14 protein-coding genes are annotated in these 20,498 nt (G+C 59.2%); 9 read left to right on the forward strand and 5 right to left on the reverse strand.

The genetic code is table 11. The features are described from left to right. Positions 1–23: 23 nt before the first annotated feature. From J7447_RS01375 to J7447_RS01385, 3 genes are read right to left on the reverse strand one after another with little or no spacing between them, the layout of a single operon-like run. A complete protein-coding gene (locus tag J7447_RS01375) occupies positions 24–977 on the reverse strand; it encodes an AraC family transcriptional regulator (protein ID WP_209168520.1) in 954 nt (317 codons plus the stop codon). A 50-nt stretch (positions 978–1,027) separates the two neighbouring features. Continuing rightward, positions 1,028–1,765 (reverse strand): ligase-associated DNA damage response endonuclease PdeM, encoded by a 738-nt coding sequence (gene pdeM, locus J7447_RS01380; RefSeq protein WP_023001770.1) that lies wholly within the window; start codon positions 1,763–1,765, stop codon positions 1,028–1,030. Continuing rightward, positions 1,762–4,266, reverse strand: a complete 2,505-nt coding sequence (locus J7447_RS01385; protein WP_209168521.1) for a ligase-associated DNA damage response DEXH box helicase — start codon at positions 4,264–4,266, stop codon at positions 1,762–1,764. Before J7447_RS01385 ends, pdeM begins: the two co-directional genes overlap by 4 nt. Before the next feature lie 137 nt (positions 4,267–4,403). Here J7447_RS01385 and J7447_RS01390 point away from each other — a divergent pair, with 137 nt between their 5' ends. The 4 genes from J7447_RS01390 to J7447_RS01405 all read left to right on the forward strand — a co-directional run bounded on the left by J7447_RS01390 (position 4,404) and on the right by J7447_RS01405 (position 8,316). Next, positions 4,404–5,309, forward strand: coding sequence for a DUF4189 domain-containing protein (locus J7447_RS01390; RefSeq protein WP_209168522.1), 906 nt, complete (start codon positions 4,404–4,406; stop codon positions 5,307–5,309). 92 nt (positions 5,310–5,401) lie between these two features. Continuing rightward, positions 5,402–6,424 (forward strand): ligase-associated DNA damage response exonuclease, encoded by a 1,023-nt coding sequence (locus tag J7447_RS01395; protein ID WP_209168523.1) that lies wholly within the window; start codon positions 5,402–5,404, stop codon positions 6,422–6,424. A gap of 52 nt (positions 6,425–6,476) precedes the next feature. After that, complete coding sequence (locus J7447_RS01400; RefSeq protein WP_209168524.1) at positions 6,477–6,920, forward strand: DUF4440 domain-containing protein; 444 nt, start codon at positions 6,477–6,479, stop codon at positions 6,918–6,920. Then, positions 6,913–8,316, forward strand: coding sequence for a right-handed parallel beta-helix repeat-containing protein (locus J7447_RS01405; protein ID WP_209168525.1), 1,404 nt, complete (start codon positions 6,913–6,915; stop codon positions 8,314–8,316). The genes J7447_RS01400 and J7447_RS01405 overlap by 8 nt, the downstream gene beginning before the upstream one ends. Before the next feature lie 47 nt (positions 8,317–8,363). Here the strand turns inward: J7447_RS01405 and J7447_RS01410 are convergent, their stop codons facing one another. After that, positions 8,364–10,481: a DEAD/DEAH box helicase gene (locus tag J7447_RS01410; RefSeq protein ID WP_075281402.1), complete on the reverse strand. Its 2,118-nt coding sequence runs from the start codon at positions 10,479–10,481 to the stop codon at positions 8,364–8,366. A 306-nt stretch (positions 10,482–10,787) separates the two neighbouring features. Here J7447_RS01410 and J7447_RS01415 point away from each other — a divergent pair, with 306 nt between their 5' ends. From J7447_RS01415 to J7447_RS01425, 3 genes are all read left to right on the forward strand, one after another. After that, on the forward strand, positions 10,788–13,109 hold the full coding sequence (locus J7447_RS01415; protein WP_209168526.1) for a nitrate- and nitrite sensing domain-containing protein: 2,322 nt from the start codon (positions 10,788–10,790) through the stop codon (positions 13,107–13,109). A 144-nt stretch (positions 13,110–13,253) separates the two neighbouring features. Then, positions 13,254–14,909 carry a cisplatin damage response ATP-dependent DNA ligase gene (locus J7447_RS01420; RefSeq protein WP_209168527.1) on the forward strand — a complete coding sequence of 552 codons (1,656 nt, stop codon included), beginning with the start codon at positions 13,254–13,256 and terminating at the stop codon, positions 14,907–14,909. A gap of 164 nt (positions 14,910–15,073) precedes the next feature. Continuing rightward, on the forward strand, positions 15,074–15,616 hold the full coding sequence (locus J7447_RS01425) for a hypothetical protein (protein WP_209168528.1): 543 nt from the start codon (positions 15,074–15,076) through the stop codon (positions 15,614–15,616). An 82-nt stretch (positions 15,617–15,698) separates the two neighbouring features. Here the strand turns inward: J7447_RS01425 and J7447_RS01430 are convergent, their stop codons facing one another. Beyond that, positions 15,699–16,568, reverse strand: coding sequence for a thioesterase family protein (locus J7447_RS01430; RefSeq protein WP_023001760.1), 870 nt, complete (start codon positions 16,566–16,568; stop codon positions 15,699–15,701). Positions 16,569–17,023: 455 nt separating this feature from the next. Here J7447_RS01430 and J7447_RS01435 point away from each other — a divergent pair, with 455 nt between their 5' ends. Beyond that, the gene (locus J7447_RS01435) at positions 17,024–17,707 is read left to right on the forward strand and encodes a response regulator transcription factor (protein WP_023001759.1); all 684 of its coding nucleotides are present in this window, start codon (positions 17,024–17,026) and stop codon (positions 17,705–17,707) included. 265 nt (positions 17,708–17,972) lie between these two features. Further along, positions 17,973–20,465 carry an EAL domain-containing protein gene (locus J7447_RS01440; protein WP_209168529.1) on the forward strand — a complete coding sequence of 831 codons (2,493 nt, stop codon included), beginning with the start codon at positions 17,973–17,975 and terminating at the stop codon, positions 20,463–20,465. The last annotated feature ends 33 nt before the right edge of the window (positions 20,466–20,498 follow it).

The following is a 20,498-nucleotide window of genomic DNA, read 5'->3' on the forward strand; positions in this document are numbered from 1 at the left end:
TGCCCGATCCTGCGGAACTTTCCTCAAGTATCGTTCTGGCGAGGCGGGTCCAGCGTTTCGGCATATTGGCGCGGAGCCAAACCGAAAGCGGATTTGAAATCACGCGTGAAGTGGGACGTGCTTGCATAGCCGGCAGCCTCGGCTGCACGGGCCACGCTGACGTTTGACATAAGTAGGTGTTGCCGGGCGCGGTCGAGCCGTAGCTGCTTGCGGTATTGAAGAGGGGACTGACCGAAAAGAGCAGTGAAACCATGTGCGAAATGGGAGGGGCTCATGGCAACTTCGGCTGCGATTTCGGCAATCGTCAGGTCCGGTCGTGCCGCATGGGTCTCGATATAGCGCAAGGCCTTGACCAGCCTTTCATCCCTTGCGCTGACCAGGGTCCTCAAGACGCCAAAGGCGTCGGACCGCAGGATCCGGTAACAGGTTTCCTGCAGGCACAGCGGTGCCAGAACATTGCAGTCGGCTGGATCCCGAAAAGAGGTGACAAGGCGCAGCAGCGAACCGGCAAGTTCATCGTCCAGTGGTTCACAGGAGATAAGCGCGACTTTGGCCGGGGAAGACGCATGGGCATCGGTTTCGGCAAGGCGAACCAGTGTTTGAGCAATCAGCTCAGGTGACAATTGCAGTTTGAGGGCCAGATAGGGCTTTGCCGGTGTGCCCTCGACAACTGCGCTGTAAGGAGCCTCACCATGAAACGCGATCACGTGGCCGGGGTCATTGAGGATCTGCTTGTCACCCAGGCAAACGCGTTTCAGCCCGGATACGGCAACGGCGACGGAAAGTCCCTTGTTCCGGCCACGGTGATAGGGAAGGCATTCCGACAGTTTCAAAGCCCAGACGGAGCCGAGTGGGGACGGAGTGACCCCTTCCGTTTTCGCAAACTTCCGAACGGCATCACTCAGTGCAGCGATTGCCGGCGAAGCACTGTCGGTATGGACGGAGTGGCAAGCTTGTACGGGAGAATTCGTCAGCATAGCTCTGGCTTAGCCAACGGCAGCCATGAGCACAAGCGGCAGATGAAGTGTCAGTCCCCGACCAGACGGCTGGCAGTGAAGGGGAACAGGCGGTCATTACCGAGCATGAAAACGGAAAACTGCCGTCGCCGGAAGAGCATGCCATAGGCTTCATCGGTGACATTGAGCCCGCCGGTCAAGGCGCCAAAGGCGGGCAGGACAAGACGGGTGCCGTCGGTAACGAAGCAGGCCCGCCGGATCGAACGGCCGAAGCGGCGCACGCGAGCGGCCGGATGCAGATGTCCGCAGATTTCTCCTGCGGTCGACGTGGAACCGACCTTCTCGATTGGTTCGTGCCGGAAGGTCAGCGGGCCGATGGTGATTTCGTCGACCGTTACACCGCACAGGCGCACCGGTGCAATCGGATCGTGGTTTCCCGTGACCCAGATCCATTCACGGCCGAGCTGAAGGGTCGTCAGCATCGCGCGGTAGGGCGCCGGCAACCGGTCGGAGCCGTCGGGATCGTGGAAACTGTCGCCAAGGCAAATGACGCAAGCCGGATCGAAGGCATCGATTACGCCGGCAAGTTTCTCCAGCGTTGCTCCGGTGTCATAGGGCGGAAGCATCACGCCGCGCCGGGCGTAGCTGGACCCTTTTTCAAGATGGAGATCCGCGACGATCAGGGTGGACTCGTCCGGCCACCACAAGATCCCGCTGTCGTGCAGACCGACCAACTGGCCATTGATCTGAATGTCATGACATACCGGCGCAGCAGCATATTTGCGCAAATGGGATGTCAGGGCACTCATTCCATAGCCTCCAGTACGAGTTCTTCGGCTGCCTCTGCCAACAGCGTGTCCATGGCCTCCCCGTAGACCGGTTCCTTCCCTATTTCCAGGAGAATTGGCACGGCAAGGGGAGAGACGTGCGGGAGTTCAGTATGCGTGATTCGTCCGCGGATCCGGGCAAGAAGTTCCCCCAAACGCGAGATATCCAAAAGTCCTTCGGCGGCGTCGTTCCAGGTTGCCTTGAGTAATATGTGGTCTGGTTCATGGGCTCGCAGCACGTCATAGATCAGGTCCGAGGATACGGTTACCTGCCGGCCCGACTTCTCCAGCCCCGGATGGCGGCGTTCGATCAGACCGGCAATGACGGCACAATTACGAAACGTACGTTTCATGAGGCTGGATTCGGCAAGCCAGGCATCCAGATCGTCGCCGAGGATGTCTTCCTCGAACAATCGGTCGAGAGGGATTCTGCCGGAAGAAAACAGCAGAGACAGGTCTCCGAGGCCCCATATGGCAAGCGCATAGTCGTTGGCGACGAAGCCGAGCGGGTTCGCACCCAGCCGCTCCAGACGCTTGGTCAGCAGCATGCCAAGTGTCTGGTGCGCCAATCGTCCCTCGAACGGATAACAGACCATGTAGTGCTTGTTGGCGCGCGGAAACGTCTCCACCAACAAGCCGTCCCTTGCTGGCAGGACGGATTTCTCCCTCTGGATGTTCAGCCAGTCGCGCACTTGTTCGGGCAGCGCCTTCCAGCTCTCGGGTGTCGCCAGCATCGTGCGGACGCCTTCAGCGAGATAGGTGGAGAGCGGAAATTTTCCGCCCATGTAGGACGGGATCATCGGATTGTCCGATGTGGTGCGCGAGACATAGGCCTCGTTTTCGCGGATGCCCTCGAAACGCACCACCTCGCCGCCGAAAAGAAACGTGTCGCCCGGCGCCATCTGCTCCAGAAAATACTCTTCCATCTCACCCAGAACACGCCCGCCGCGGCCGACGGGTGTTCTTCGCCCGGCGGCCTTGGAGCGCACCAGCCGCACCTTGAGCATCGGTGCTTCGACGATGGTGCCGACATTCAGCCTGTATTGCTGCGCGATCTTCGGGTGGGAAATCCGCCAAAGCCCATCCTGGCCTTTCCGCAGCTTGGCATATTGATCGTAGCTTTTCAGTGCGTAGCCGCCGGTAGCGACGAAATCGAGCACCCGTTCGAAGGTCTCCCAGTCGAGATGCCTGTAGGTTTCAGAGGACCGAATTTCATTAAAGACATCCAACGCATCAAGCGGGTCTGCGCAGGCAAGGCCGAGCAGATGCTGGGCAAGCACGTCCAGCGCGCCCTGGCGCAGCGGCGGCGTGTCCTGGTCGCCGTGCATCGACGCGGCAAGGGCCGCCTGACACTCGAGCACCTCGAACCGGTTGGAGGGGATGAGGATCGCCTTTGACGGTTCGTCCATGCGGTGGTTGGCACGGCCGATCCGCTGGGCAAGGCGGCTGGCCCCTTTCGGCGCACCGATGTTGACCACCAGATCGATATCGCCCCAGTCGATGCCCATATCCAGCGAAGAGGTGGCAACCACCGCCTTCAGGGCACCGGTGGCCATGGCCGTTTCGACTTTCCGCCGCTGGCCGACATCAAGCGAGCCATGATGCAGCGCGATCGGCAGCGTATCGTCGTTTATGCGCCAGAGTTCCTGAAACACCATTTCGGCCTGGCTGCGCGTGTTGACGAACAGCAGCGATACGTTGTGTGCCTTGATCAGCTTGTAGATGTCGGCAATGGCATAGCGCGACGAGTGGCCGGACCAGGGAACGCGTTCTTCGCTCTCCAGGATCGAGATGTCGGGCTTGGCGCCACCGGCAACCTCAACGACATGAGACAGCGACCGGGCGTCCGGATTGGGCTGATCGACAAGATAGGCGCGCAGGTCATCCGGCTCGGCGACAGTTGCCGAAAGCCCGATAGTCCTGAGGTTCGGGGCAAGACGCCTCAGCCGTGCCAGGCCAAGTGCCAAGAGGTCGCCACGCTTGGAGGTCACCAGTGCATGCAACTCGTCCAGAATGACGGTTCGAAGCGAGGCAAACATCCGTGCCGAGGCTGGATCCGACAGCAGCAGGGCAATCTGTTCCGGCGTGGTCAGCAGAATGTCCGGTGGATTGAGCTTTTGCCGCTGGCGCTTGTGAGAGGGCGTGTCACCGGTGCGGGTTTCCAGCCGGACGGCAAGATCCATTTCCGAAACCGGAGCCTCCAGGTTGCGGGCAATATCGACCGCAAGTGCCTTCAGCGGCGAGATGTAAAGTGTGTGGATGCCATTGCCCGCGGAACCGGGTTTTCTTTTGCCCTGTGCTTCCAGTTCCACCAGGCTTGGCAGGAACCCGGCCAGGGTCTTCCCGGCGCCCGTAGGTGCAATCAGCAGCGTGGAATGGCCTTGTTGCAGATGATCGATCAGTTGCAGCTGATGGGGCCTTGGAGCCCATCCCCGCGAGGCAAACCAGCTTTGGAATCTGTTTGGTAGCAACTGCACGTCCATGGCTTTGGTTTTAGGCCAGGGATGGGTGAAAGGCGAGGGGGAATGTTCCTTGATTGTTCAGCTTGTGTTCAGGTGACCTTTGGTCAATTCTGCGCGAATATGACCTAGGGGAGGTTCTTTTGAAAACATTGGTATTTATGGGACTTTTGTCAGTAACCGTTCTGTCTGCAGGTGGAAGCGCAAATGCTTCGGAAAGCCTCAATTACCGTTGCAAACTCGGCAATGAGTTCGTCTTCATTGAAACGATCCCGGAAGAGGGACGCGCAATTCTCGAGGATATCAACGGCAAGACAATCCTGGTGCCGGACGGGCGGGGTGGTTACTTCAACGATGACGAGGAAATCTCTTTTGAGCGGGCTAAAGCCGTTCCTGAACTCTGGCTTGGCGATGTGTCACATAACTGCGAAATAGCGGCGCCAGATTCCATCGGGCAGAGCCAGGCAAGCAACGCAGTTGGAAAAAATGAAACGCAATTGGATCTCCAGGGCCAATCTCGGGGGGGCAAGTTGCGCGCAGGTCCGGGAACGAATTTCGCGCAGGTCGGCAGCCTTTCGGAGGGGACCTGGGTCACCATCCTGAAAAACAGTGGTGTTCGAATGGACGGCTACGACTGGTTTGAAGTTGTGGCCGACAGCGGATTGCGCGGTTTCCAGTGGGGCGGAATCATGTGTTCCAACGGCTCGAAGATTGCCGGTGTCGATCAAGCTTGTGGTGCGCAGGCGTCTGCGCAGCCGGCCACGAAAGTGGCTCAGCAACTCGGTGGTGGCTGGATGGCGTTTGCCCTGGCACCTGGTGGAGCCTTTGGTCATGGAGCTGCCCCCACCAGGGCAGCCGCGGAACAATTCGCCATGCAATATTGCGGCAACAATCAATGCCGGATTGCGGACGCCACCCAGGCAAGGTGCCATGCATTGGCTGTTTCGCCTTCCAGCAACGGTATTGGCGCTGGCGACAGCGAGCAGGCAGCGATGAACTTTGCCATGGGCTGGTGCTCGAACAGCGGCGCAAGCGGCTGCCGTATCGAGTATTCCTATTGCCAGTGAGCCACTTGCCAGTGAACCACGACGCCATGGCCATGCGACCTTTTCGCCGCATGGCCATGGCAGATCCGCAAATCAGACCTATCTAGCGACGGATGTCCGATCTACTGACGCTGACACCCGAAGGCCTCTATTGTCCTGAAGCAGGTGTCCATATCGACCCCGTCCGCCCGGTCGAAAAGGCGGTCATCACGCATGGCCACGCAGATCATGCGCGTTCGGGTCATGGCGCGGTGCTGGCAACGGGCCAGACCCTCGACATCATGGCAATCCGCTATGGCGAGAACTTCTGCGGATCGGCGCAGGCGATCGGATATGGCGAGACGTTGAGGCTTCGGAATGTCGAGATCTCGCTGCACCCTGCAGGTCATGTACTTGGCTCTGCACAGGTTCTGCTGTCATCTGCCGGGCGGCGAACCGTCGTATCGGGAGACTACAAACGGCAGGCAGACCCGACCTGCGCGCCTTTCGAAGTGGTGCCCTGCGATACCTTCGTTACCGAGGCGACCTTCGGCCTGCCGGTGTTTCGTCATCCCCCGGCGCGAGAGGAGATTGCCAAGCTGCTGTCGTCGCTGGAGCTGTTTCCGGAACAGACCCATCTGGTCGGTGCCTATGCGCTCGGCAAGGCGCAACGTGTTCTCGCAGAATTGCGGGCGGCCGGTTACCAAAAGATGGTCTACCTTCACGGCGCATTGGAGAAGCTGACGGCCTATTACCGAAGCCAGGGGATCGAACTTGGCGATGTCGAACCTGTCGGCCAGCGCGGCAAGGAGCTTGCCGGTGAAATCGTCATGTGTCCGCCCGGCCAGCTCTCGGACCGTTGGTCCCGCCGGTTCGGTGATCCGGTCGCGGCAATGGCCTCGGGGTGGATGCGTGTTCGGGCGCGGGCGCGACAAAGAGGGGCAGAGTTGCCTCTGATCCTGTCCGACCATGCCGACTGGGACGACCTTTGCCGCACCATTCTGGAAACGGGTGCCGAGCAGATCTGGGTGACCCATGGCGCGGAGGAAGCACTTGTCCACTGGTGCGAATTGAATGGACGAAACGCCCGCCCGCTCAATATGATAGGCTATGACGACGGCGAGGACGCCGACGTTGCGCGGGCCGCACAAGGCTGATCCGGCCCACGCGAAATTGCGGCATTTATTTCCTTTTGGGGGAGAGGCAGTCATGGCGGACGACGGTGAATTTGCAGGTGCCGGCAACGGCCAGACAAACGGCGCCGGGGCTGGTGCCAACGGCGAAGCCGAAGAGGCGATTGCACAGCTCTTTGACGACTATCAGGCCGGCTTCAACGATTATGACATCGACAGGATCTGCGACTGCTTCGCCCTGCCGACCATCATCTGGCAGCACGAGAAGGGGCATGTCTTCAACGACGACGAAGAGTTGATCGAGAACATCGAAGCGCTCCTTCAGGCCTTGGAGAAGGAAGGCGTGTCCCATTCGGACTTTCACGTCGTATCCAGCCACGTGAGCGGCTCGGTCGCACTGGTGACCCTCGATTGGAGCCAGGAAACGGCGGACGGCGAAGCCGTGTTCGAGTTCACCTGCCATTATCAGCTTATCCAGGACGGACCGGATTGGGTTATTGCCTGCATCGTCAATGAATAGAACGACAGGCCGGAGGGCAGGGTGCCTTGCCCTGCTGCCGATCCTTTGCCTGCTTTCGGTTCTGTCGGGAACCGCAGCGGGCGAAACGCGGGCTATCTATGGGGCATTGACGCCAGCACCGGAAACCTTGCGAGCCTGCACACTTCCGGAGATGACGCCTGGCAAGGTGTTACTGGAGACCGATTGCCGTTATACGGAACCGGTCGTCATCTCTGCCGACAACATCCTGCTGGATTGCCGCGGTGGCACTATCACGGGCATGCACCGGCGCGGCATTACCATTCGGCCAGGCCTGAAAAACATCACCATTCGCGATTGTCGCCTCGACGATACCGGCGGCATCCTGATTGAAGGTCAAACGCCGTCGGATGATGCGGCGGCGCGGGACGAGGCGCGGGCAAATTCGTCCCAAGGGGTTGTGCTCGACCATCTGACCATCACCAAGTCCTACATGACAGGCGTCTTTGTCGATCACTACGTCGTCGGCGCGACGATCCGTAATTCCATCGTTGCCGATGGTCATCATGTTGGTATCTATCTGGAGCATGGGTCGCAGAAGAACGTCGTTTCCGGCAATCTGATCCGCAACAATGGCCTCTTCACCAACAAGGGTATCCGGCGCATCGGCCCGACCCGCCGAGAAGGCCTGTCCGTGGATGGATCCGCGTATAACCTGATCGAAAACAACATCTTCGACAGCAACGCTTTCGGCGGCATCTTTCACTACAAGAACTGTTGGGAGTTCCACACCACCAACCCGGAAAGCCGACCGCGCCTGCAAGGATCGGACGGCAACGTCATCCGCGGCAATGTCTTTCGGAACATGGACATCGGCATCTGGGTTGCCTCGCGCCAGGCGCGCGATCTGGTGATGTGGGACTGCGGCGACAAGAGCCCTTACGACAGTCCGGTTTCATTGGCCCCGATGATGGGCGACCGCCCATGGGGGCAGTCCGACACTTTTCTGGGGTATCACTTCAACCCGGAACTCATCGCCGGTTTTGTCGACAAGAACGCGCTTGCTCCCAGATGGCCGTTTCCGATGGAGCTGCGCCTTTACGAGGATTTCGCCGAAGACAACACGTATCAGGACAACTGCTTCGAGAACCTTGTCACGGGCATCCGGATCGAGGACGACGGCAACACGGTCCGGGACAATCTGTTTGTGGGAGACTTCGAATACCTTTATCTCGGCAGTCCGTTCCGGGCAAAAATGCTGAACCGGCCGATAGAGGGAACAGTGATAGAAGGCAACAAGAATGCCTCGCCCTCGTCGCGAAGCTTCCTGCAGAACAGCTTTCTGGCCGATGACGAGCACAGGGACACTGTCATCGTCCAGCCCGATGCTGGTTCATCCGTGCCTGCGCCGGATACCTGCAAGACGGGACAGACCTAGACCGGTTCAAATGAAAAAAGCCGGTGACACGGGTCACCGGCTTTCTGTCAGGGCTTTGTTTTCGAGGCCTTGCGCTCGGCGCGCGACGGCTTGTTTTTCTTTGCGGCCTTTTTCTTGGGCGGCGCGGAGTTGGCAGCCGACCGGGTCCGCGGCTTGCGCCGGTCGCCGTCCGGGCCATCCGCGGCACGTTCCTTGCGCTTGGGAGCGCGGTCGCCGCCGTCGAGGTCGCGCGCCAGTTCCTTGGTGTTCAGAGGCTCGTAGGCAGGGTGGTGCGGCACGAAATCGTCGTCACCGGACCGGCGGCGGGATTTGCCACGAGGTCCGTCAAACTTGCCGCGCGGCCCGTCGAATTTGCCTTTGGGACCGTCGAACTTGCCTCTGCCCTCGCGCTTCGGCCGGCCGGATTTCATGCTGTCTTCGGCACCGAGGCTTTCATAATCCGGTGCATCTGCACCACGTGGACGGCGTTTGGGCGGGCCGGAACGGTCAGACCGGTCACGGCGGAAGCCGTCTTCCTTCGGCGGGGCAGGGATCTTGCCGCCACGTGCATCAAGCAGTGTGATGGTGGCATTTTCCTCGCCAGTGCCTTCGCGCTTGACCACATCGGCGAAGCGCTGGCCATGACTGCCGGCGATTTCGAAGTACAGCTCGTTCTGGAAGATCTTGATCGCGCCGACTTCCTTCTTGGTGACGTGACCGGCACGGCAGATCATCGGAAGAATCCAGCGCGGTTCTGCGCGCTGGCGGTGGCCGAGCGACAGCGAGAACCAGATGCCGTCTTCGAACTTGCCGGTGATTTCCGCATTGCGGCCGCCGCGCGAGCCGGCGTCCCTACCTCGGAGCGAGGTCTCATCGAGATCGGAAACTTCTTCCGGAGCGGGCAGACGCGACTGACGCAGCTTGACGAAGGCGGCAGCAAGCTGTTCCGGGCTGTGAAGCGCAAGCAGCTCGTTCGCGATCGCCAGTTCTTCTTCTTCCAGTTCCACCTTGAGTGCGGGATCGGCCAGAAGCCGTTCCTTGTCCTTGGCACGAATGTCGTCGGCGGTTGGAGCACCCTTCCAGGTCGCCGTGATGCCGGCAAAATGCAGCACGCGCTCTGCCTGGCGGCGGCGCGGGAAGGGAACCATGAGCACACAGGTGCCCTTGCGGCCGGCACGGCCCGTACGGCCGGAGCGGTGCAGCAGGGCGGCCTTGCCTGTCGGCAGGTCGGCGTGGATCACCAGATCGAGGTTCGGCAGGTCGATACCGCGTGCGGCAACGTCGGTTGCCACACACACACGGGCGCGGCCGTCCTTCATTGCGGCCAGTGCGCTGGAGCGCTGCTCCTGGCTGAGTTCGCCGGAAAGGGACACGATGGAGAAACCGCGGTTCGCGAGTCGCGATGTCAGCCGGCTGACAGCTTCACGCGTCGAGCAGAAGACGATTGCCTTTTCCGCTTCATGCTGGCGCAGCACGTTGATGATGGCGTTTTCGCGCTCGTTCGGGGCAACCGGATGCGCGACGTAGTCGATATCGCCGTGCTGTTCGCGAGCGTTGATGGTCGACAGGCGAACGGCATCTTTCTGGAAGCGCTTGGCGAGTTCTGCAATCGGCTTCGGAACCGTTGCTGAGAACATCAGCGTGCGCCGGTCCTGCGGCGCGGTATCCAGAATGAATTCCAGGTCTTCGCGGAAGCCCATGTCGAGCATCTCGTCGGCTTCGTCGAGCACGACAGCCTTGATCTCCGACAGGTCCAGTGCGCCACGTTCGATATGATCGCGCAGGCGGCCAGGCGTTCCCACGACAATATGAACACCGCGTTCCAGCGTCCGCCGTTCGGTGCGCGGGTCCATGCCGCCGACACAAGAGGCGGTTACGGCGCCGGCTTCATTATAAAGCCAGGTCAGTTCTTCCTTCACCTGAAGGGCAAGTTCGCGGGTCGGGGCAATGGCCAGCGCGATGGGAGCGCCTGCCTGGCCGAGACTGTCCTGGCCGTCAAGCAGCGTCGGGGCGAGTGCGAGGCCAAAGGCAACGGTCTTGCCGGACCCGGTCTGCGCTGACACCAGAAGGTCGGCTTCCGGCGGAGCGTCGCTTAGAACGCTTTCCTGCACGGAGGTGAGGTTTTCATAGCCACGTTTCGCCAGCGCGGCCTTCAGCGCCGGGGCGAGAGAAGTCAAATCGGTCATAGAAATCTTTCAACTGCTCCGGATCTTCTGCATGCCAGTCAGCAGTCTACCGGATAGGGCCATCCAGTTATCGGCCCATGGATGGCCGCGGCTTATACAGGCATTTTTCCTTGCCGTCCATCCCGCATTTTTCAGGCGTGAAAGTGGTGCACTGGCAAAAACAGCAGTGAATTTCCCGATCCGCTTGACCCACTATTGGTAATTATACCGTAGATTGGTGTCTGCCTATTTTTTCATCTTTAGGTTATTGAAAATATTAACCTGCCCTAGCGTTAGATTTTGCCACCTATTGTTCGGGGGCTAAAAATGCTGAAATCGATTCGAGTTCAGATTGCGCTGCTCGCAATGGTTCCGTTACTTGCTTTTGTAGTGGCCGGTGCGATTGCCTTGCAGGAAGCGTACACAGAAAGCCAGCAGGCGTCTGAAATCTTGCCTATTGTTGATCTTGCAGAAAAATCCGAAATGGTTCTGCATGAGCTGCAGAAGGAGCGCGGTCTGACAGCAGTGATGCTGGCATCAGGCTATGCGGATGAGCCGCGAAAGCTTCTTCAGGCGCAACGCGAAGCGACCGACGCAGCAGTGAAAGAATTGCATTCAGCCGTGGACCAGTTCGACATAGGCAATGAGCAATTGCTTTCAGAAGCTCGCGAAACGGCTGCCGGCATGGATGCTATTGCTTCGCATCGATCTGGAATTGATGGCAAGACCATCGATGGTGGCAAGAACCTGGCCTTTTATTCCGGAAAGGTGCGCGACCTCATTACGCTCGTCCAGTCCGCCGCGCAGGCAAGTTCAGATAACGCCTATGCCAACCAGATGAGCCCCTTCATTCTTTTGACGGAAGCCGGAGAAGCCGGAGGGTTGGAGCGAGCAATCGGTGGACAGCTTTTTGCACTTGTGGGCAAGAGTGGAGAAGTACCGCCAGATCGGTTCCTGGCCTATTTCGACCGCCTGTCGGTTGAAACCGCATTCCTGAACAATTTCAAACGGACCGCTACACCCGCGCAACTGGCGGCTTTCGAGAAACAGGTGGCCGGATCATCAGTCGAGCAGGTTTCAGAGTGGCGCAAGGTCTTGCGGTCGCTGCCTGAAACCAAGGATGGGCAGGGCATTGACGGGACTGTCTGGTTCGGCAAGGCTACCGAACGGTTGAACCTCATTCGCGCAGCCTCTCTCGAAATGCTCAAGGCAGCGGAAGCCCGCGCGGCAGTGATGGCCGATGAAGCAGCATCTCATCTGCGAAATGTTATTGTTGTAAAGTTGGCTGTCGTGTTGATCACCATCGCGCTCTGCATTTGGCAGATCGGCCGCGTCAACGGCATTCTGGGCAAACTTACAAGTGAGCTTGTCCGGATCTCGAAAGGCGATCTCGACTTCAAGATGTCGTTCACCGAGCGCGCGGACGCGATCGGCGATCTTGCCCGTGCTGGCGGTATCTTCCAGGAAAACGCGAGGGTTCGGGAGACACTCGAACGTGAAGCCGTGAAGGAACGCGACCGCGAGCGCATGCGCCAGAACCACGTCGAAAATCTTATCGAAAAGTTCCGCAACCTGATGGAAACCGTTACGGGCGACGTTGATAACCGGACTGCGGCCATGGCGGATATCGCAGCCCGCGTCCGGGAAATTTCGCAGGAGGCCTCGAACGCTGCTTCCGAAGCGAAAAACGCTTCGACGTCGTCGTCGAACAACGTTCAGACCGTTGCCGCTGCTGCCGAGGAAATGTCGGCGGCAATCCAGGAGATTATGAACCAGGCGGAACGGGCAAGTGGTGTTATCGACGAGGCAACAACTGTTGCGCAGTGCACGGATACCAATGTTTCCAGCTTGGCCGAAGCGGTTGAAAAAATCGACACGGTTGTTGAAATGATCCGGGCGATTGCCGAGCAAACCAACCTGCTTGCCCTCAACGCGACCATTGAAGCTGCCCGTGCAGGTGAGGCTGGAAGGGGCTTTGCCGTGGTTGCAGCGGAAGTCAAGGAACTCTCGACCCAGACCGCCAAGGCAACGGAAGAGATTTCAAGCCAGATTTCTGCCGTACAGGGGCTTACGGATGAGGCGGTGGATTCCATCCGAAGGATTTCCGGGTCCATCGAGTTGATCCACGAAGTCACCGGCGCCATCACCGTGGCAGTCGGCGAACAAAGTGTCGCCACGCAGGAAATCTCGCAAAGCATCACCATGGCGGCAAGCGAAACCAGCAACGCTGTCAGCAGTGCAGAAACAGTTGACCAAGCCATCCAGACAACAGCCGGTGAGGCGGAGAGGGTCGACACCATCGCCGGTGAGGTGAAGCAGGTGGCAGACCAGATGGCCCATGGCATTGAAGGCTTCCTTGAAGAAATGACGCGCGATGTCGAAGAGCGCCGCCGGGCAAGCCGCAAACAGGAAATGGGGCAGGAAGTCACGCTTGTGACCGAGGATGGCCGGTCTTTCGAAACGCGTCTGATGAACAGCTCGGAAGGCGGTATCGGTGTGATGTATTTCGACGGAGCGCGCGAAGGCCAGTTGCTGACTTACGAGGACTTTTCCGGCCGCAAATACCCGATGGAAATCAAATGGGTAAAGGAAGACACGGTCGGTCTGCAATATCGTGCCGAAGCGGACCGCGTGGCCGCGGCAGCCTGACAGGCTGCAAGCTGTCCCATGTAACGTCTGCCGGAACCCAGGTATTTGTTTTGACCGGACACCGAAAGGCTGTCCGGTCAAATCCTTTCTGGAAAAACCACCAGGGCTTGCAGTCCAGGCGCTTTCGCGGTTCGTATAGCGCTTATGCTGGCTTTTTCCCATCTGCTCGACCGGCTTTCGCTGGAACCCAGGCGCCTCGCCAAGGAAGCGCTCCTGATCCGTTATTTCCAGGAGGTCGCGGATCCGGACCGGGGCTTTGCCCTGGCCGCACTGACAGGCGGGCTGAGTTTCAAACACGCCAAACCTGCCCTGCTCAGGGCTTTGATCGGCGAGCGGACGGACCCGGAGCTGTTTGCGCTTTCCTATGATTTTGTTGGTGACCTGTCCGAAACTATTGCGTTGATGTGGCCGCAGGCTGCAAACGGAGAGGTTGCCCTGAAAGAAGCTGCCCCCAGCCTGTCTGAAGTGGTCAAGCGGCTGGAAGGGGCCGGAAAGAGCGAAGTGCCCGGTTTGCTGACCGACTGGCTGGACACGCTGGATGAGACCGGCAGATGGGCCCTTTTGAAACTGGTGACGGGCGGTTTGCGCGTCGGGGTATCTGCGCGCCTCGCGAAAACGGCCGTGGCAAAGCTCGGTGGACTGGACGTTGCTTCCGTAGAGGAGGTCTGGCACGGGCTGGAGCCCCCCTATGAGGCACTGTTCGCCTGGGCGGAAGGACTGGCCGGACAACCGCAAACATCCGATCCCGCACCATTCCGGCCGGTGATGCTGGCGCACCCCCTGGACGAGGACAGGGACACGGAGCTTCTGTACGCGGAGGACTTTGCGGTCGAGTGGAAATGGGACGGCATTCGCGTTCAGGCGGCAGCCGGTCTGACAGAGCGTGGCGACCGCGTACGCCGCCTGTTCAGCCGGACCGGTGAAGACATATCCAGGGCCTTTCCCGATATTCTGGATTTGCTGACATTCGATGCCTGCATTGATGGCGAATTGCTTGTGGTGTCGGACGGTCAGGTGCGTCCTTTTGCAGATCTGCAAAAACGCCTCAACCGCAAGACCGCCGGGCCAAAACTGATCCGCGAATACCCGGCAGCGATCCGTGCCTACGACCTGCTCAGTGTCGGCGGAACCGATTTGAGGGAGCTGCCGTTTGCAGAACGGCGCAAGGCGCTTGAAGCCTTTATCACCGGATTGCCGGAGGGAAGCATCGATCTGTCGCCCATGGTGAAGGTAACCGGATGGGAGGAAATCACCGCCGCGCGCACCGATCCCCATGCCCATCTGCCTCCTGCCGACGCCGATGCCGTTGAAGGCTTGATGCTGAAGCGGTGGGATGCGCCCTATGTCACCGGCCGGCCGAAGGGATTGTGGTTCAAGTGGAAACGGGAACCCTACCTGATCGATGCCGTGCTGATGTATGCGCAGCGCGGCCACGGCAAACGCTCATCCTTTTATTCCGACTATACCTTCGGTGTCTGGCGTGACGGGGAGGCGGGAGCCGAGCTGGTTCCGGTCGGCAAGGCATATTTCGGCTTTACCGATGAGGAATTGCGTGAAATCGACCGCTATGTGCGCAACAACACCATCAACCGGTTCGGACCGGTGAGGGAAGTCGTTCATAGCGCTGAAAAGGGGCTTGTGCTGGAGGTCGCCTTTGAAGGGCTCAACCGGTCCAGCCGGCACAAGTCCGGCGTTGCCATGCGTTTTCCTCGCATTTCCAGGCTGCGTTGGGACAAGCCGGCGGCTGAGGCCGACAGGCTGGAAACGCTTCAGGCAATGTTGCCAGGCGAAGAAGGGTAATTCGGTGTTCGACAACTCGCTTTTGAAAACCCGCCCTTAAGTCGTGCTTTGGCCATGGAAATATGGCACCCATGGCAAGATACAAACGGCCAGACGCTTGTGCCCCTGTTTCAACTGAAATGCCTGGGGTGCGAAAGCGCGAGGCCGGCAACCGGAGAGGCAATATGACGATCCGCAACAAATATCTGGCTCCCGTGGTCCGCGGGCTGGCCTTGGCCATTCTTCTGGCCCCGGCAGCTGTCGCCCAGGACAGCGTCTCCCCTGAAACCGCAGACGCAGTGACAAAGGGACAGGCGGACCGCTTTTCCCTGGTCAGGGTGGATGAGGATATACTCAGGGTGGACCGGCAGAACGGGACCGTCTCCATTTGCAAGGAGCAGAGCGACGCCTGGCGCTGCAATCCGGTGCCGCTGGCAGAAGATGCCTATCTTGCTGAAATCAACGAGCTGGCCGGTGAAGTGGATCGCCTGACAGCCCGTGTGGAGGAGCTGGAAGGCAACGGCGTAAAGTCCGACAAGCAATTGCCGCCCGGTTCCGCACTTGATCGCCCAAAGGCACCCGGCTCCAGTCAGGGCGGACGCAGCCCATCGACAACCGAGGAAGATGAGGAACTGGAAAAGGTTCTGACTTTCACAGAAAGCGCCATGCGTCGTTTCTTTGGCATGGTTCGCGATCTGCAGAAGGACTTCGAAGGGGAAGCCAACTGATCGCCTGAAGTCAGGATGAAAAAAACAGCGTGCCCCTGCCAGGGGCACACTGTGTCCGGCAAAGTTACTTGGCCGGGAGACGTCAGTCGATCAGCATCTTGTTGATGCTCTGATAGGCTTCATCCGGCTGTTCCACGGCAACACGCCTGGTCAGATCCATCGTCAGCGCGACAACATCCAGGACGGCGGCGAGACGGTTCGTCCGCGTTTCAAACAGGTGATGGCGCATCGAGAAGGTCTTTGGATTGACGCCGGTAAAGCCGGAAACCACCAGCATTGCGTCGCCGGTCTTCAGCGGTGTGATCCAGGTCAGCTTCATTTCAACGGCCACCCGGCCGAAACCGTTTTCCGTCAGATAGGCGTGTGTCATCGGCGTACGCTGCCAGACATGGGCTACGCCGTCCGTGCAGCAGGACAGCGCAAATCTGTCGTCGGCCTTGCCGTCCGGACCGATATCGCGTGGCAAAACGGTCCCCCGGTAGACGATCTGGGCGCCTTTCGACTGCAGGGCCGCAAGCGTCGCACGTGCATTTGCCGGTCCGGCGGAAATCCCCCTTGGTCCGGCCTCTGCAATCATTGGCGTCTGGAAGTCGCGGAAGCGCTGGCGCAAGGTCTTCGCGGCGCTGGCGCTCGGCTCATATCCGTCGAGAGCTGTTGCCGAAAGCGTTCCTGTGGCGGCGTCGCGCATTTCGTGAATGACAGTGAGCATATGCGGGCCGTCGAAGGCGATGCTGGAGTGCACCGTGATCAGGTCCCCCGTGCGCATCTCCTTGTGATAGCGCACGTGGCGCACCCGGCGAGCCCCCACGACGGTTTCGCTCAAGCCGGTCATCAGCCGGAACTGGCGATCTGCTTCCTCGAAGCGGCTGAAGTAGAACTGGACGTTCAGATGATCGTTTTCGTCACATTCCCAACGGTTCACAAATGAAAACAGCGTTGCCTGAATTGTCATAATTGCTTCGTGCACTCAGTGATTTTTGATTATGTGATGTGTATTGGACAGGTCATTTGTTGCTGTCTTTGCATTGATTATCAACAAGAAATGTAGATTCTGGAAAATTAGTTCAGGCAACGTTGAGGAAGCGGGTAAAATGAAAAGATCAACTGCGGCGGCGTGATTTAAACTTTAGGTTGTTTTTGTTGGTGGTTCTAACTTGACTATTTTTCTTGCGCGTAAAGGCAGCCTATTTGCCGTGCCAACAGCGAATGCGCAGCGCGTGAACATGGGGTGTTGGTCAAAAGCATGGTTTGACTTGCGCGTAACCCATGTTGCAAACATACTTCACAATGGCCGCAACAACGGGGCTTCGCCACAAAATCAAGAAGCGAGCGGGTGCAGGATGACTGCGACACATGGCTCTGGCGGAACCTGCGGGCCAAACGGACCGTTGAGGGAGGAATAACAACGTGTCGGCGACATCGTACCGGTTCATCATCGCGGATGATCATCCCCTGTTCCGGGGTGCTCTGCGTCAAACGCTCGAAACACAATACCCCGATGCTGTGATCGAGGAAGCCGGTGCGTTGGAGGACGTTACGGCCAAGCTGGAACAGGATGGCGAAGTCGATCTCATCCTGCTTGATCTGTCCATGCCCGGCATGCGCGGTTTTTCCGGGCTTATGTACTTGCGGGCCCAATATTCCGGCGTTCCTGTGGTGGTGGTATCGGCCAATGAAGATCCGCAGGCCATCCGGCGCGCGGTTGAATTCGGTGCTTCCGGCTTCATTCCGAAGTCTCACGGGATCGATGTCATCCGCGAGGCGATTTCGGAGGTCATGTCCGGCAACATGTGGACCCCGCCGGATGTCGACCTTGCCGCCGACGATGGCAGCGGTGATCTGGTCCAGCGCCTTGCAACGCTTACCCCCCAACAGGTTCGTGTTCTGATGATGCTGTCCGAAGGTCTTCTGAACAAGCAGATTGCCTACGAACTGTCCGTTTCGGAAGCGACCGTAAAGGCCCATGTATCCGCGATCCTGCAAAAGCTTGGCGTGGAAAGCAGAACCCAGGCCGTTATTGCAGCGTCCAAGATCGAGGCCGGGCAGTGGCAGGTTGGCGGCGAAACCGCAGAGGCTGCCCAGGCCCAGTGAGGCCAGGCACACGCGCCACGTTACTTTCTGGCAGCTCTACCTGGAAACGGTCTCCAATGCGGGAGACCGTTTTCTGCTTTGCGTGCTGAGAGAGACCTGCCCGGATGCAATTTCTGTAGGCCTTCAGGGCGAGCTTTCCAGTCAGGATTGCAAAAACATAGCGGAATCCGGACCACCGTTTTTACCGTAATTTCAGGGAATGGCTGTAACCGTCATTGCTGCGGGGCGCTGCCACGCAGAGTGCGAGTAGCCACCCGGAGAGAAAATGCGGTCCAGCTTCAATTGGCGACTGATCTTCAAGACGATCGGCATGGCCTTCGTGTTGCCCGGTCGTCAGCTCAAGGTGGACTTCCAGTCTGACGCGGACACGCAGACCGGACAGCAGGAAAGCAATCCTGTTCGCGCCTTCATGCTCGCGTTCGGTCACCCGGTGGTCGACGAACTCCTCGCCCGCAAGGTACGTGCAGCGCAGATCGCAAGTATCGCGCGCCTGACACCCTTTATCGTGCTGGCAAACGTCGTCAACGTAATCGTCATTACGCTCGCGTTTCAGCACTTCATGCCGTTCAGTTTCATTGCGGTCTGGATTGCGGCCATTGGAGCTTTTCTTGCCTACACTCTGTACAAGTGGCTGAAAGCGAACAGATCGCCAATTCATCTTGCCTCGCGGCGATCGCTGAACAAGGCGGTCTTGCACGCGACGATTTTCAGTGGTCTTTGGGCGGTCGTTCCAATTGCCGCATTCGGCTATGGCGATCCCGATGGCATCTGGATTGCCTCCTGCGTCACCACCGGCATGCTGTGCGGTGGTGGCTTTACGCTGGCAACCGTGCCGCAGGCAGCCTTTCGCTGGGTCGCGATCCTGTTCCTTGCATCGCTCGTATCGTTCGCAATCGGACGCAGCGCGGAGCTGTGGCCGCTGGTCTTCCTGTTGAGCAGCTACACGCTGGTGGTGGTCGGCAGCGTTGCTTCGGCAGGCTGGCTGTTTGCCTCCCATTTCCTTGCTGAAGCCGAGCTGGAACAACGCGGTGAACTGATCGCCCTGCTGCTGAACGAGTTCGAAGAAAAGTCCAGCGACTGGCTCTGGAAATCGGATAGCCACGGTAATCTGCATTCCATTTCCGACCGGTTCTTACATGCCAGTGGCCGGGACCGGGCGGAACTGGAAACCATGCGCATGGTCGATCTGGCCTATTCCCTGGACGAGAACGATGCGCGTTCAGCCGTGATCAGGCTGGAAAACGCCATGAAGCGTCAGCAGGCTTTTCGCGAAATCGTCATCGGGGTGGACGTGAACGGCGAGGAGCGCTGGTGGTCCCTGGCAGCACGTCCGGTCTACGACGACCATGGTTCCTTTACCGGTTACCGCGGTGTTGCTTCCGACATCACCGAAGCCCGCAGGGCAAGCGCCCTTGTTTCTCACCTGGCCGAGCACGATTCCCTGACGGGGATCGGCAATCGGAGCTGGTTCCTGAAACAGGCCGAGGCGCAACTGGAAGAGCAAAACCAGAATGGCCAGAACACACTGACGCTCTTCCTCATTGACCTCGACAATTTCAAGGTCGTGAACGACACCAGCGGTCACCCGGCAGGGGATGAACTTCTGCGGCAGGTCGCAAGCCGGTTTACCGCCCTTGGCGAAGGCAGGACGATGCTCGCACGTTTCGGTGGCGATGAATTCGCCGCGCTCGGCCGTTTCGTCAGCGATCAGGCGGCTCTTGCATTTGCCGAGGAACTGGTTGCCGTGACACGCAAGCCTTTCCGGATTGGCCGTCGCGACTTCGCCATTGGTGCCACCGTCGGGTTCACCCGTCTGTGCGACAGCAAGGACACTGTCGACGATCTGATGCGCAAGGCTGACATTGCGCTTTACAAGGCAAAGGAAGGCGGCCGGGGACGGTCGCTCGCCTTCGAGCAGGACATGGAGCGTGAGGTCCGCGAGCGCCGCGAACTGGAATCGGATCTGCGCGAAGCATTCGAATACGGCAAGCTCAATGTCGATTTTCAGCCGATCGTGGACGCCCGGTCCGGCAAGGTGGTGTCCAGCGAGGTCCTGCTCCGCTGGCTGCATCCCGAGCGTGGTGAGGTGCCGCCGGACGTGTTCATTCCGATTGCCGAACACGCCGGTCTGATACTGCCGCTCGGCAGTTGGGTTCTGAGGAAAGCCTGTGCAGCAGCAGCCCAATGTCCTGAACTGGAGAGCGTTGCGGTCAACCTGTCGCCGGTCCAGTTCATGGATCCAAATCTGGTGGAACAGATCCTGACCGTGCTGCAGGAAACGGGGTTCCCGCCGGAACGCCTTGTCCTGGAAATCACCGAATCCGTGTTCCTGCGCGATTTCGGCACAGCATCGATCAAGCTGCAGAAACTGCGTGACCTTGGTATCCGCATCGCGCTGGACGACTTCGGCACGGGCTATTCGTCTCTTTCGTATCTGCGGCACTACAAGTTCGACAAGATCAAGATCGACAAATCCTTCGTCGATGAAATCGGCGAACGCAGCGACGGTCTGGCGATCATCTCTGCAGTCATTGCGCTTGCGCATAACCTTGGTCTGGAAGTCACGGCAGAAGGCGTGGAGCGCCAGTTTCAGGTGGATGCTTTGCGCACGCTCGGCTGCGACACCATGCAAGGCTATTACTTCGGCAAGCCGGATCCCAATCCGATGCGGGTTGCCCAGATCCGCAGGGAAGACTGGCACGACCGTTCGCCGAGCACCGCGCCGAAGAACCCTGGAGCGCTCCGCTCCGCTTCCTGATGCATTGGTGCCGACAGCGTCCGGATCCCGGGC

It is taken from the genome of Labrenzia sp. R5_0 (assembly GCF_017743835.1).
Taxonomy (GTDB): domain Bacteria; phylum Pseudomonadota; class Alphaproteobacteria; order Rhizobiales; family Stappiaceae; genus Roseibium; species Roseibium algicola.

Excerpts from the sequence above, each read along its gene's own strand:
- J7447_RS01415 (WP_209168526.1), top strand. The coding sequence starts at position 10,788 with ATGCTGAAATCGATTCGAGTTCAGATTGCGCTGCTCGCAATGGTTCCG.
- J7447_RS01420 (WP_209168527.1), top strand. The coding sequence starts at position 13,254 with ATGCTGGCTTTTTCCCATCTGCTCGACCGGCTTTCGCTGGAACCCAGG.
- J7447_RS01390 (WP_209168522.1), top strand. The coding sequence starts at position 4,404 with ATGGGACTTTTGTCAGTAACCGTTCTGTCTGCAGGTGGAAGCGCAAAT.
- J7447_RS01400 (WP_209168524.1), top strand. The coding sequence starts at position 6,477 with ATGGCGGACGACGGTGAATTTGCAGGTGCCGGCAACGGCCAGACAAAC.
- J7447_RS01385 (WP_209168521.1), bottom strand. The coding sequence starts at position 4,266 with ATGGACGTGCAGTTGCTACCAAACAGATTCCAAAGCTGGTTTGCCTCG.
- J7447_RS01375 (WP_209168520.1), bottom strand. The coding sequence starts at position 977 with ATGCTGACGAATTCTCCCGTACAAGCTTGCCACTCCGTCCATACCGAC.
- J7447_RS01395 (WP_209168523.1), top strand. The coding sequence starts at position 5,402 with ATGTCCGATCTACTGACGCTGACACCCGAAGGCCTCTATTGTCCTGAA.
- J7447_RS01440 (WP_209168529.1), top strand. The coding sequence starts at position 17,973 with ATGCGGTCCAGCTTCAATTGGCGACTGATCTTCAAGACGATCGGCATG.
- J7447_RS01410 (WP_075281402.1), bottom strand. The coding sequence starts at position 10,481 with ATGACCGATTTGACTTCTCTCGCCCCGGCGCTGAAGGCCGCGCTGGCG.
- J7447_RS01430 (WP_023001760.1), bottom strand. The coding sequence starts at position 16,568 with ATGACAATTCAGGCAACGCTGTTTTCATTTGTGAACCGTTGGGAATGT.
- pdeM (WP_023001770.1), bottom strand. The coding sequence starts at position 1,765 with ATGAGTGCCCTGACATCCCATTTGCGCAAATATGCTGCTGCGCCGGTA.
- J7447_RS01425 (WP_209168528.1), top strand. The coding sequence starts at position 15,074 with ATGACGATCCGCAACAAATATCTGGCTCCCGTGGTCCGCGGGCTGGCC.
- J7447_RS01405 (WP_209168525.1), top strand. The coding sequence starts at position 6,913 with ATGAATAGAACGACAGGCCGGAGGGCAGGGTGCCTTGCCCTGCTGCCG.